The organism is Algivirga pacifica (genome assembly GCF_039543525.1).
Lineage (GTDB): Bacteria > Bacteroidota > Bacteroidia > Cytophagales > Flammeovirgaceae > Algivirga > Algivirga pacifica.
Window position 1 is genome coordinate 179107 of the sequence record NZ_BAABJX010000020.1, and the last position, 13210, is coordinate 192316.

A 13210-nucleotide genomic window follows, 5' to 3' on the forward strand; every position below is an offset into this window, starting at 1 on the left:
AACTCTATCATTTACTTTCCGTATTTCCCTTCTGCGTACTTCACTGCTTCATAGAGATTTAGGATACCTCCTGAAACGGATAGATCACCAAACTTCACCTCTTCAGCTGTTTCTCCCTGTGCCAATTTCCCTTTGTAACCTGGCAAGTAAACTGCTTCTTTCTTCATTGGTGTTACCGTTCTCATCAAAACCTTTTTCACCTCTGCCGCTGTCATTTCAGGATAATATGACATCAATACTGCTGCTGCACCCGCAACAACAGGAGAAGCCATACTTGTACCATTCAAGGCTTTGTACTTTGATTCTGGTACGGTAGAATAGATATCCACCCCTGGGGCAAACAAGTCTACATTCTTCTTTGCATAATTAGAGAAGTCCGCAGGCATTTTCTTGCCATCTTCCCAGTTCAAGGCTCCTACCTCAATCCAGCTTTTGGCATACCCCCCTTTGTCGTATTTATCCAATGGGAAGTTCGTTTCCTTGTCGGTGTTCTTGTTATCATTACCAGCTGCATGTACCAACAAGACTCCTTTACTCATCGCATATTTTACCGCATCATCTACGATTTTCTTTTCTGGTGAGTAAGCCTTTCCAAAGCTCATATTGATAATCTGTGCGCCATTATCCACTGCGTAACGAATAGCGTTTGCTACGTCTTTATCTCTCTCATCGCCATCAGGCACTGCTCTAACCACCATGATTTCTACATTATCTGCAACCCCTTTCATTCCCAAGGAATTGTCTCGCTGTGCGCCGATAATACCCGCTACGTGTGTACCATGATCTGCACTAGGGCCATAGACGTCATTATTACCGTAAAAACGCTGTGAGAAATCATTGTAATCATCTCCTACAATCTCTCTGGTATTCAATTCTGTATTATAATTGAACTCCAACTGATTTTGCAGATATTCCTGATAATCCTCCAAGTCTTTCAACTTGTAGCCGTTCATCTTCATACTCATTAGAAACTGAGCCATGCCCATCACTCTGTTATCCGCAGAAGCTACTGTCTGTAGACTATCCATCGTCACTTCTTCCATTCCAAAGTAAGCCTGCATCAGTTTATCCGAACGCTCATACATTTCCACCATCTGTGAAATTGCACCATAGTTCTGCTGTGCTTCTGTTACTCCTTCCTGATACTTCTCCTCAATTTCCTTGAAGTACTGATACTCTTTTCGATCTTTTTTGCTGATCTCTTTCTCTTCCTTGCCAGCGTACTTCTGCTTCAATTTCACGTACTCACGGGTCAACTCCAACGTCTCCCCACTCACGTGCTCGCCATTAGGTCCTCCGATAAAGTTCCAACCATGCATATCATCTACATATCCATTGTTGTCATCATCTTTGCCGTTACCTTCGATCTCATCCTTGTTGACCCAAATTACATTTTTCAAGTCCTCATGACCGATATCAATACCACTATCAATTACGGCAACTACTACTTTCTTTCCTTGTCTTCCTTTAAGGATTTCCTGATAGGCTCTTTCAGCTCCTATCCCGTAAACACCATCTTGTGTTTTATCCAAATTGTACCAATTGGGTTTAGCACCTCTTAATGGATCTTCCTCTCCTTGTGCTAAAGCAGTCTGAGACACTCCCATTGCAGCAGCGAGAAATGCTGGTAATATTATTTGCTTTATATTCATTCGAATAATGATTAATTGAAGCTTATATTTATTTAAAAAATTATTGTATTTGTATAAGGATTATCCTTGTTGGAATGTTCCATAAACGATGGGTGCGATGAATCGCACCCGTACAGTTGTTATTAATTTTTCACTAACAATCCTGCTCTCTTCAACAGTGCATCGACCGTTGGCTCTCCTCCCTTAAAGCGCTTGTACAACTCCATTGGATGTTCACTTCCTCCTTTGGAAAGGATATTTTCCTTGAATCGCTCTCCAGTCTCTCTATTGAATATTCCTTCTTTCTTGAATACCTCAAACGCATCAGCATCCAATACCTCAGCCCACTTATAGCTGTAGTACCCAGAAGCATATCCTCCCTGGAAAATATGACTAAAAGCACAGCTCATAATCGTCCCTTCCACGGATGGCAATAAGTTCGTCGGACCAAAAGCGGCTTCCTCAAAGGCTGCTACTTCTGCTACTTTTCCAGTTGGAGAAGCATGATACGCCATATCCAGTAAACCAAAGCTAATTTGTCTTACCGTTTGATACCCTTCCAGGAAAGTACTCGCTTCCTTAATTTTCTGAACGTATTCCATTGGAATCACTTCCCCTGTCTCATAATGTTTGGCAAACAGGTCCAAACACTCTTTTTCATAAGCCCAGTTCTCCAAAATCTGAGACGGCAACTCTACAAAGTCCCAGTACACACTCGTTCCTGAAAGGGATGCATACGTTCCATTAGCCAATATACCATGCAAGGCATGTCCAAACTCATGGAATAGGGTAGTTACCTCATTAAAGGTCAACAATGATGGCTTGGATGCTGTTGGCTTGGAGAAATTACAAACAATAGATACATGCGGACGCTCGTCTGTCCCTGCCTCTTTGTATTGCGGCTTGTAAGAAGTCATCCATGCACCATCCCTTTTCCCCGCTCTAGGGAAGAAATCTGCATAGAAAATGGCGACGTGTTGTCCTTCTTCATCTTTTACTTCATAAGTCGTTACATCAGGGTGATATAATGGGATATCCTTTCTTTCTTCAAAAGATATTCCAAACAACTTATTAGCTACCGTAAACACTCCTTCCAGTACGTTCTCTAACTTGAAGTAAGGTTTTAGTTTTTCATCATCAATATTATAGCGTGCCTTCTTAAGCTTTTCTGAGTAATATGCCCAGTCCCAACGTTGCATATCGGCAGGCTCTCCTGAAAGGCGTTTTAATTCGGTCACTTCTGCTACTTCCTTAACTGCTGCCGGTTTTCCTTTTTCCAGTAAATCCTTCAAAAAGTCTTTTACTTTTTCCGGACTATTGGCCATACGTTCCTCCAGAATATAATTGGCATACGTTTCATACCCTAGCAACCTTGCCTTCTCTGCTCTTAGCTCAACGATTTCCTGAATAATCGCCTGGTTATCCAGTTCATCTCCCTTGAATGCCTTACTACCGAAAGCTCTAAACAACTCTTCTCTCAAAGTGTTATCATCCGCATAGGTCATAAATGGAATATAGCTAGGATACTCCAATGTAATGACCCATTTCCCCTCATAGCCTTTCTCCTTTGCAGTCATGGCCGCTGCCTCAACAGCATACTCAGGAAGTCCAGCCAGCTGTTCTTCCTTTTCCAGCACCATCTCATATTTATTGGTCTCTGCCAATACGTTCTCTCCAAAGGTCAACGATAACTCTGACAGACGCTTACTGATTTCTCTCAGGCGCTTCTTATCTTCCTCTCCTAATGCCGCTCCATTTCTTGCAAAAGCCTTATAGGTTTTATCCAACAAAGTGGCTTGTTCCTTCGTCAAGGTCAGCGTATCCTTGTTTGCATATACCGTTTCTACTCTCTTGAATAACTCTTCATCAAAAAGAATATCGTTGCTATGCTCACTCAGCAGTGGAGAAATTTCCTTAGCTAAACGTTGAATTTCTTCATTGGTTTCTGCCGAATTAAGATTAAAGAAGATAGTGGTCACACGATCCAAAACTCTCCCTGTCTTTTCCAGTGCCTCAATCGTATTTTCAAAAGACGGCTGATCAGCATTCTTCTTCAATACCTCTACCTCTTCTTTCGCCATCTTGATGGCTTCTTTTACTGCGGGCAAGTAATGCTCCTCCTTAATTTTGTCAAAAGGAGCCGTTCCAAATGGTGTATTAAATGTTGATAATAGTGGATTCATATTTTCTTTAATTCCTTCTCATTAATGGTTATAAATACTAACATAAGCAAATATTGTTTATTTACGAACCTGAAACTCATAGAAGGTGATTAGTCTTGGGTATGCATTTTTCCATTCCTTGTTACAGGATAAACGGCCAACTTCTTTTGCAGTCGCTCAGACAAGTAAACATTACAATGTCCTAACCGATTGAGGATCAATTTGGCTTCTTGCTTGTAACGACTACATTTCTCCGTACTCCAATGGGATGGAGGTGGCTGTAGGTTAGTAATTCTATCAGCCAGTTTTACGATACCCACTTCTTTAGTCAATTGCAGAATTCTTTGGAGAGAGTCTTTCATCTTCTCTTCTTTCTCTTCAATACGATCATCCTTGGTTAAAGCAGCGACACCTTCAGCAATCGCTTCTCCAAACATCTCAGACAATTCATCCAAGTCACAATCGGTATCTTCTAATGTATCGTGCAGTAGGGCTAACTGCACTGCATATTGCACATCAAACACAGGGTCGTGTTGATAGGCCACCATCACTTCCATGGCTACATTCGATAAATGTAAAAGGTAATTGGCCGTAGTCCCTGGAACTTGTTGGTTAGCATGTTTTTCTCCAGCAAAACGGATTGCTTTTTGGTAAAGGTCTTGTAATTGATTCATTGACTTTTTGATAAAAAACGATTCAAAATTTCTATTCAGCAGAAAAAAATGCTGTATTCTTTTATAAAGTATTTATTTTAAACAATATTAAATAATAACCCTATTGAACTCATAAACCACAAAACCCTCCAATGAGACACCTCTTAACTACCATTCTTCTTACCCTTGGGGCTTCTTTCTTACTTTCAGCCTGCTCCAATGAGAATACAGATCAAAAGAACACCCAAAAAGATCAATCCAAGAAATCTGTTGAAGTTCCCAAAAATCCTTTAAAGGAGGCTTACTTTGGTAACCTTCATATCCATACCAGTTGGTCGTTTGACGGCTTCACCAATGGGTCAGTTACCGAACCTGATGATGCTTACCGATGGGCCAAAGGTGAAGCAATCCCTGGTGGTGGTGACGGCACTCCCCTAAAAATCAAAGTCCCTTTGGATTGGTATGCCGTCTCTGAGCATGCAGAATATATGGGGGTATTCAAAAAGATGGAAGACCCAAATAGTCCTTTCAGTAAACTTCCTATTGCGAAACGGATTACTTCAGACGATCAAGCTGAAGCCACCCAAGCGTTTGCCGAGGTATTGGATGAAATGAACAAAGGTATCCCTCAAGATGAGCTCAATGACACTGAACTTGCCCAGTCTTTATGGCAAGAGATTATTAAAATTGGAGACAAACATAATGAGCCCGGAAAGTTCACCACTTTCTCTGCCTTTGAATGGACTTCCGCTCCCAACAACCGTAATCTTCACCGTGTCGTCTTATTTGCTAATAATGAGAATATCCCACAACTCCCCTATTCTGTATTTGACTCTCCCAAGCCAGAAGACTTATGGAAGTATATGGAAAATGCCCGTAAAAATGGGGCTACCTTACTGGCTGTCCCACACAATGGTAACGCCAGTGACGGAATGATGTTTGAGATGGTCGATTCCGATGACCAACCCATCACGAAAGCCTACAGCGAAAGTAGAATGAGGAATGAACCACTCTACGAAATTACCCAGATCAAAGGAACCTCAGAAGCACACCCTGACCTTAGTCCAAATGATGAATTTGCGGGTTTTGAGATTTGGGACTATACCTTGTCAGCAATCACCGAACGTCCTAAAAACCGAAAAGGAAGCTATTTGAGAGAAGCCTATAAAGATGGACTTAAGTTGGAAAAAAAGGGAGCAGGAAACCCTTTTAAATATGGCGTAATTGGTGACTCTGACACCCATAACTCAGCCTCCTCTATAGAAGAAGATAACTATACCGGCAAATTTGGAATGGAAAACGATCCTAAGCACCGTCTCAATGGTATCCCTGGTAGTCCAGATCCTCTGAATCAGCAAATCCGTGAGTTCAGTTCTGGTGGCTTGGCAGGTATTTGGGCCGAGTCCAATACACGAGAAGCCCTTTTTGAAGCCATGATGAGAAAGGAAACTTTTGCTACCTCAGGCACCCGACTAAAAGTACGATTTTTTGGGAGTTTTGAGTACTCAAAAGAACTGATGGAGGATAATAATTGGGTCAAAATGGCCTATGAAAAGGGCGTTCCTATGGGAGGGGATTTATCGGCTGCTGCTTCTAATAAGTCTCCCATTTTTGCGGTACACGCCATCAAGGAAGCTAATGGCGCTAACCTGGATCGTATACAAATTATCAAAGGGTGGGTAGATCAATCCGGTAAAACACAAGAAAAGATTTACAATATCGCCCTTTCAGATGGGCGAACGGTTGATGCCTCAGGAAATGCCCCTGCTGTTGGCAATACTGTCGATGCCTCTAAAGCTACTTATACGAATGATATTGGTGACACCGAACTAAAAGCCCTTTGGACTGATCCAGAATTTGATGCGAATTTACATGCATTCTACTATGTAAGAGTACTGGAAATCCCTACCCCTCGCTGGAGTACTTACGATGCCAAAAAACTAGGTATTGAACCTCGAAAAGATCTACCTACAAGCATTCAAGAAAGAGGGTGGAGTAGCCCTATCTGGTATACTCCTACATCGAAGTAATTATCAGCTTTCTGAGACGCCCATACAGGGCGTCTCTCTACGAGGATCTATCATTCACTTTATTGACTACTTTCTGTTTACGATGAAACGCATTATCCAAGAACCCCTCATTCATTTTCTTCTATCAGGTGTTATCATTTTTTGCATCTACTCATGGAGTGCCAATGAAACAGACAAACATCGAAAAATCATCATCGATGATGCTCAACTTGCTCATCTATCGGGCATTTGGGAATTACAATGGAAGCGACCTCCTTCACAAAAGGAGCTTCAAAAACTCATAGAAGAATATGTCGAGCAAGAAGTCTATTACAGGGAAGCTCTTAACATGAACCTTGATCATGACGATGAGGTAATCAAACGTAGGTTGTCCCAAAAAATGAGATTTTTATCCAATACATTCTCCACACTGGCTGATCCACCAACAGATGAACGGTTAAAAGCTTATCTTCGTGAAAATGAGGAACAGTATCAGAGACCACCTACCTACTCCTTCCTACAGGTTCCATTTACCTATGATCACCACAGCAACCCTGAGGAAGTAGCCAACAAACTCTTACAACAACATAAAACCTCTAAGCAAGAGGATCACCTTGTTCACACAGGAGATCCCCTGTTTATTCCAAAAGAGTTCGTAGCTGCTGATACCATACAAATCAATAAAACCATGGGAGGTGCTATAGTCACTTCACTATCCGATGCCCCTCTAGGACAATGGTTTGGTCCTATACAATCGGGCTTAGGCTACCATCTTATTTATATCAAGGAGAAAACACCTGCAACACTTCCTGACTTTCACGATATAAGAAATCAATTAGAGCGAGATTATGTGTATGATACAGAAAAGATGGGAAGAAAGATGATTTATGAAAAGTTTAAGGAAAATTATGACATTATTATTACCTCCGACCAATACCAAGAGTTGTTAGGAGATATATCACTTCAACATACCGCTCAATAAGTATAGTGTTTGAGGTTAACCCTGTTACTGTCTATGGAATAATATACGGGGTATTGGTTATTGGTTATTGGTTATCGCTTACCAATAATAAACGATAGACATCCATTATGCGACAGTTTCCATCTTAACTACGATAGTATGCGTAGACTTTCTTAATCAAATATTACGATAGTCCACATTACTGTATAAATTTGTCGTTTATGTTGAGTATTAGAGCTTGTTCCAAAATGATCCAATGTCATGCCGTCAGCAAGGATGTCTATCACAAATTGCTTCCAAAAGCTGCACACGCTTATAATAGCACCGCATTCCACCAACGACATCAACACCTGGCAGAGGAAGTAATTTATCTTGTTTTTGAGGATGCTGACAGCAAGGTGGTGGGAGGTATTATTATGGGAAAGAAAAAGGACGCTCTACTATCTCCGTATTCAGCCCCCTTTGGAGGGTTTACCTTTTTGAAGGTTCCATCAACATCATTACTTCAAGACTGTATACAGGCACTTAGACTGTTTGCAAAATCTCAGTCTATTTCTATTATCAACATCACCTTACCTCCCTCTATTTACAGTACTTCGCATAGTAGCATGATCAAAGAAGCATTGACCTACAATGGTTTTCAAATCACTTATACCGATATCAATCATTCCTTTTCTTTGAACTCCTTCCAGCATTACTTAAAGAAAGTTGCTAAAGGAGTGCGGAAAAATATCTTGAAGGGGGTAAGGAATCCGAATCTCTCTTTTTATAAGTGCATATCCCAACAGGATTGCTATCAGGCCTATCAAATCATTCAGGAAAACAGAAAACAGAACGACTACCCTTTACGTCTAAGCTGGGAAGCCTTATGCAATAGTAGCGAAGTTATTCCTATGGACTGTTTTCTGGTTTATTATGAAAGTATTCCTATAGCTGCCGCTATTATTTTCCAAGTCACCTCTCAAATAGCCCAGGTAATTTACTGGGGAGACCTAAAGGAATACCGTCACCTTTACACCATGAACTACTTATCCTATCAACTCTTTGAGTACTATCAGGACAAGATTACTATTTTAGATATAGGCCCATCTTCGGAGCACGGCATCCCTGATGAAGGGCTTTGTACATTTAAGGAACGTATCGGTTGTGATGCGACGGAAAAGTGGACGTTAAATATTCTAGTTTGACAAGGAGCATTACCCCCGCCTGAGGCGAGGGTCTATATTATCTGTATTCCAATACAATACTTATACCACCCAAAGGGTATCTACATAATACTGTCGGTCATCAAAGAAATGCTGCTTTACCTCAAAGCCTGTTTCTTGAGCAATTTGCTGTATTTCTTTTAAATCATACTTCTTAGATAATTCCGTATAAATTGCCTCCCAGGCTTCAAAATGAACCGTTTTCCCTAGAAGAGAAAAGTGTACCGACTGCTTTATTTTACTTACCAAAAAACTCTTGGTCTCTCCTGTGAGTGGATTATAGGAAGGAAAATGCTGAAAATTTTCCACCTGAAAATCTGCTCCTAACTCTTTATTCAACCGTTCCAGCAAGTTCATATTGAAATCGCGGGTAATTCCCTTTTGATCGTCATAGGCTTGTAGAATCGTTGCAGGAGATTTTTTCAGGTCCATGCCCATCAATAACATATCCCCCTTATTCAATTTCTGGCTAAGTTGCTGAAGAAACTTAACCGTATCTTCCCTCGTCAAATTCCCAATATTAGAACCCAAGAAAAATACCACCTTCTTCTTAGACTTACTTTGTAACTGCTCCAATGCCTTAAAGTAATCCATAGCCATGGGTTGTACATCCAATGCCGGCAACTCTTTCTTTAGGCTAAGGGATAATTGCTCCAATACATTTTCAGAGATATCTATCGGCAAATAGGAAAAGTCTAATTGCTTTTCCAGAAAATATTTTAAAAGTACCCTTGTCTTGGTTCCATCCCCTGCTCCAAACTCTACGACATCAAAAGCATGCTGATCATCACCAAATAGCATTTTGAAGATTTCTGTCGCCTGCTCACGAAAAACCTGCATTTCACAATCTGTGAGGTAATACTCCTCCATAGCCATGATTTTCTGAAACAGCTCGTCTCCTATACCATCATAAAAATATTTAGAAGGCAAGTATTTTTGTGTTGCTTGTAGCCCTTTCAATACTTCCTCGGCCATAGCGGTATCATAGGTTGGGGTATTCTTAGTCGTTGATGAGGAATGATTTTTTGTCACTGTGTTCATATTCTTGGGATGGATTATTAATTTTTAATTATCGGTTATCGGTTATCGGTTATCGGTTATCGGTTATCGGTTATCGGTTATCGGTTATCGGTTATCGGTTATCGGTTATCGGTTATCGGTTATCGGTTAAGAAAATTATTTTTCCCCTAAGTAACAGACAATACCCTAAAGGTATTTTTTCAATATTTTTTTTAAACGATAAGCGATAACCGATAAACCACTCCCTATAAGGTTTGAGCCAAACGTATACCGGTAAATTGCCATTGCTTATCGGCATGAAAGAAGTTGCGGTAAGTGCTTCGGATATGACTGTCAGGAGTAGCGCAAGATCCGCCTCTGAGAACCATTTGGTTGATCATAAACTTACCGTTATACTCTCCCAATGCACCTTCCGGTGGACTATAAAAAGGGTAAGGCAAATAAGCACTATCCGTCCACTCCCAGGCATCTCCCCAGAACTGCATACCTTGCTGCTCTCCTATGGGCATGAAATTTTGCTTTTCTTGTAAGTTGGATTCCGGAGAGGGAGTTTCTGCGTATTGACGACAGGCAACCTCCCACTCAAACTCTGTAGGTAAACGTAAGCCTTTCCATCTGGCAAAAGCATCTGCCTCATAATAATTAATATGAGTTACTGGCAAGTCTGGGTTAACCTTTTGCAATCCATAAAGGGTGTATTGCCACCACTCTCCTTGTTCATGAAACCAATACAAAGGGGCTTGAGCTCCTGTATTACGCACCCAATCCAGTCCTTCCGCTTTCCACCACTGAAACTGCTCATACCCTCCATCTTCCATAAAAGCCATGTACTCTGCATTGGTTACTAAGCGATCTTGTACCTGAAAGGCATGCAAAAAGACCTTATGTCTTCCTTGTTCATTATCATAACAAAATTCTTCTCCTTCATGACCTACTTCATAGACTCCTTCTGTTATTGCTAACCAATTTGCTGGCTTGGCAGGTGATGCCTCAGGCAAGGACTTTCCTTCTATATAGGCCGGAAACAGGGGATTATTTCCTAGAATATATTTTAAGTCTGTCAATAGTAATTCTTGGTGCTGCTGTTCATGATTAATTCCTATTTGCAACACATAGGTAAGCGCCTCTGTCAATAACCCTTGCTCAAAAAAACGTTGCATATATTGATCTACATATTGACGATAGGCATATACCTCTTCTATTTGAGGGCGGGTTAAGTTCCCTCTCAATGCACGTTGTACACGGGGACCTTGACTTTCATAGTAGCTATTGAAACAGAAATTAAAGGAAGGATTATAAAGCTGATACCCCGGGTAATGTGCCGCTAAAATAAAGTTTTCAAAAAACCAAGTGGTATGGCCCAGGTGCCACTTGGGAGGGCTCACATCCACAATGGGTTGTACCACATAGTCTTCCACTTTTAAAGGAGCGCATATACGCTCTGTTTGTGAACGGACCATCTGATAGTGCTCATACAAGTGCGTCATAATTTGAAGGTAGTTTCATTTTGAGGGTTATTGGGGAGTGATAATAATGGCTTAGAAAAAATAAGTCTTCTTCAAAAAGACCAAAAGATTTTCCTACGATGTCAATGACGTATTGACTAACGTTACACAAAAATACCCACCCCTAAAAACAATATCAAATTATGGCTTAAATGGATAAATCCAAATTTTTTACAACATTCTACTGTTTAAGTATTTATTAAATTTCTCTTTATACTGCTCACTAATCGGAATATATGTATCTCCAAACACCACCCGACTCCTCTCAATCATCTCAATTTTTTCCAATGCAACAATATAGGATCGATGTACCCTCATAAAGCGATCTTCCGGCAATTTCTGTTCGATTCCTTTTAGGCTACTCAAGCAGAGAATCATCTCCTCTTTGGTAAGGATTTTAATATAATCCTTCAGACCTTCGATATATAGAATATCATTTAAGAGTACTTTTCTGAGCTTATATTCTGACTTTACAAAAAGATAGTCTTGTTGAACGGAAACATTTTCTTTCTCCTCCTCTCGTCCTTTTATCAACTCAAAAAGTTTCAAGGCTTTCTGGGCTGCAACAAGAAATTCCTGGTAAGTGAAAGGTTTTAGTAAATAATCGATTGCATTTACTTTGTAACCTTCCAAGGCATGCTCCTGATAGGCGGTAGTAAAGATCACCCTTTCCTTATTCAATGTTCTGGAAAACTCCAAGCCGGATAGGTCAGGCATATGGATATCAAGGAACAATAAATCTACCTCTTCCCTTTGGACATGCTCCATGGCTTTTAGGGAAGAATCATAGGCGCCCATTAACTCCAAAAAAGGTGTTTTTTGAATATAACTACTCAATAACTCCAACGCCAAAGGTTCATCATCGACAGCAATACATCTAACTTTCATATGCATCCAAAATTAACTTAACCTGAAATTCATGTTCATTCTGCTTCATCTCTAACTCATAAGTAGCTTCGTAAAGAAGATCTAAACGTTTTTTGATATTCTTTAACCCTATTCCTTCATGCACCTTAGGTTGGTTTGATGCTTTCACATTACTATTCCTTATCTCAAAAAATAGTTTTTTTCCTACCAAGGTACATTTTATCCTGATCCAGGAAGGGTGTTGATAACTCACTCCGTGCTTAAATGCATTCTCTACGAAAGTAACTAATAATAGTGGAGGCACTTTTACCCTATCCTCTACTTTATCCGGCCATTCTGCTTCTATTTCCACTCCCTTGGATACTCTCATTTTCATTAATTCTATATATTGTTCAAGAAAATGAAGCTCTTTATTCAAGGGCACCAAGCGCTCCTCCGATTCATATAAAACATAACGCATCATTTGTGACAAACGGTGCACCGCTTGTTGCGCATCCTGTGGACGCAGCTCAATCAATGCATAAATATTATTGAGGGTATTGAAAAAAAAATGGGGATTAACTTGATGTTTGAGCAGAGATAATTCCGCCATTGCTTTCTCTTTTTTCAACTGCTCCCCTTTGTGGGCATCTCTCAACCAACGGTAAGAAACCCTAATCGCCGTACTTAGCCCAATCATAGTCGCTAGAGATATCATTGCACGGGATATCGACTCCACCCTCCAAAAGCGTTTCGATAAATAAGCCGACAAATTACGCCTTCCCATATGAGGAGGCCCCTCATGAAAGAGCACGTAACGTGTCAAAAGATGCTGTAGCACCATCAGTACTATAATCAATAAGATGGCCGATAGAATATAATAGCCTGTCTTCTTTTTGAATAGAAGTTGAGGAACCAATAGGTAGTAGTTCACATAAAATGCTACAGGAAAGAATAAAAAAGGTACATAACGCATCAGCAAACGTTTATTAAAGAGTAACTCTTCCTGATTACCCATCAATGATAAAGGAGCTATAAACACTAGTAGCCAAATACCTATATGCATCATGACCACTAATCCTTGCCCCTTACCTTGTTCGTTTGTTGTCGTTGTATCCAGCATAATCAATATTTTTGGAGGAGTTACCTAATAAAGGAGGAAGGAGAAAATTAATCCTATTTCACCTTCTACCTCTTACCTTTTACCTTTTATCTTTT

At 40.4% G+C, this 13210-nt stretch carries 10 protein-coding genes; 3 read left to right on the forward strand and 7 right to left on the reverse strand.

Annotated elements, in window-relative coordinates:
* Positions 1-11: 11 nt before the first annotated feature.
* The 3 genes from ABD985_RS05935 to ABD985_RS05945 form a co-directional block, all read right to left on the reverse strand.
* Positions 12-1652, reverse strand: coding sequence for a S8 family peptidase (locus ABD985_RS05935; protein ID WP_345370015.1), 1641 nt, complete (start codon positions 1650-1652; stop codon positions 12-14).
* Positions 1653-1774: 122 nt separating this feature from the next.
* Positions 1775-3814 carry a M3 family metallopeptidase gene (locus ABD985_RS05940; RefSeq protein ID WP_345370017.1) on the reverse strand — a complete coding sequence of 680 codons (2040 nt, stop codon included), beginning with the start codon at positions 3812-3814 and terminating at the stop codon, positions 1775-1777.
* An 89-nt stretch (positions 3815-3903) separates the two neighbouring features.
* Complete coding sequence (locus tag ABD985_RS05945) at positions 3904-4467, reverse strand: HD domain-containing protein (RefSeq protein WP_345370018.1); 564 nt, start codon at positions 4465-4467, stop codon at positions 3904-3906.
* Between the two features lie 131 nt (positions 4468-4598).
* On the opposite strand from ABD985_RS05945, the gene ABD985_RS05950 reads away from it, so the two are divergent.
* The 3 genes from ABD985_RS05950 to ABD985_RS05960 all read left to right on the forward strand — a co-directional run bounded on the left by ABD985_RS05950 (position 4599) and on the right by ABD985_RS05960 (position 8603).
* Positions 4599-6476, forward strand: a complete 1878-nt coding sequence (locus ABD985_RS05950; protein ID WP_345370019.1) for a DUF3604 domain-containing protein — start codon at positions 4599-4601, stop codon at positions 6474-6476.
* Between the two features lie 82 nt (positions 6477-6558).
* Complete coding sequence (locus tag ABD985_RS05955; protein ID WP_345370020.1) at positions 6559-7437, forward strand: peptidyl-prolyl cis-trans isomerase; 879 nt, start codon at positions 6559-6561, stop codon at positions 7435-7437.
* Between the two features lie 200 nt (positions 7438-7637).
* Complete coding sequence (locus ABD985_RS05960; RefSeq protein WP_345370022.1) at positions 7638-8603, forward strand: hypothetical protein; 966 nt, start codon at positions 7638-7640, stop codon at positions 8601-8603.
* Positions 8604-8663: 60 nt separating this feature from the next.
* Here the strand turns inward: ABD985_RS05960 and egtD are convergent, their stop codons facing one another.
* From egtD to ABD985_RS05980, 4 genes are all read right to left on the reverse strand, one after another.
* Positions 8664-9662, reverse strand: a complete 999-nt coding sequence (gene egtD / locus ABD985_RS05965; protein ID WP_345370024.1) for an L-histidine N(alpha)-methyltransferase — start codon at positions 9660-9662, stop codon at positions 8664-8666.
* A 224-nt stretch (positions 9663-9886) separates the two neighbouring features.
* Entirely contained in the window at positions 9887-11128 is a 1242-nt protein-coding gene (egtB, locus tag ABD985_RS05970; protein ID WP_345370025.1) for an ergothioneine biosynthesis protein EgtB, read from the reverse strand.
* A gap of 189 nt (positions 11129-11317) precedes the next feature.
* On the reverse strand, positions 11318-12034 hold the full coding sequence (locus tag ABD985_RS05975) for a LytR/AlgR family response regulator transcription factor (protein WP_345370027.1): 717 nt from the start codon (positions 12032-12034) through the stop codon (positions 11318-11320).
* Entirely contained in the window at positions 12024-13115 is a 1092-nt protein-coding gene (locus ABD985_RS05980) for a sensor histidine kinase (RefSeq protein WP_345370029.1), read from the reverse strand. The genes ABD985_RS05975 and ABD985_RS05980 overlap by 11 nt, the downstream gene beginning before the upstream one ends.
* Positions 13116-13210: the final 95 nt, after the last annotated feature.

Coding starts and splice junctions, on each gene's coding strand:
- ABD985_RS05945 (WP_345370018.1), bottom strand. CDS start 4,467: ATGAATCAATTACAAGACCTTTACCAAAAAGCAATCCGTTTTGCTGGA.
- ABD985_RS05935 (WP_345370015.1), bottom strand. CDS start 1,652: ATGAATATAAAGCAAATAATATTACCAGCATTTCTCGCTGCTGCAATG.
- ABD985_RS05940 (WP_345370017.1), bottom strand. CDS start 3,814: ATGAATCCACTATTATCAACATTTAATACACCATTTGGAACGGCTCCT.
- ABD985_RS05980 (WP_345370029.1), bottom strand. CDS start 13,115: ATGCTGGATACAACGACAACAAACGAACAAGGTAAGGGGCAAGGATTA.
- ABD985_RS05955 (WP_345370020.1), top strand. CDS start 6,559: ATGAAACGCATTATCCAAGAACCCCTCATTCATTTTCTTCTATCAGGT.
- egtB (WP_345370025.1), bottom strand. CDS start 11,128: ATGACGCACTTGTATGAGCACTATCAGATGGTCCGTTCACAAACAGAG.
- egtD (WP_345370024.1), bottom strand. CDS start 9,662: ATGAACACAGTGACAAAAAATCATTCCTCATCAACGACTAAGAATACC.
- ABD985_RS05960 (WP_345370022.1), top strand. CDS start 7,638: ATGTTGAGTATTAGAGCTTGTTCCAAAATGATCCAATGTCATGCCGTC.
- ABD985_RS05950 (WP_345370019.1), top strand. CDS start 4,599: ATGAGACACCTCTTAACTACCATTCTTCTTACCCTTGGGGCTTCTTTC.
- ABD985_RS05975 (WP_345370027.1), bottom strand. CDS start 12,034: ATGAAAGTTAGATGTATTGCTGTCGATGATGAACCTTTGGCGTTGGAG.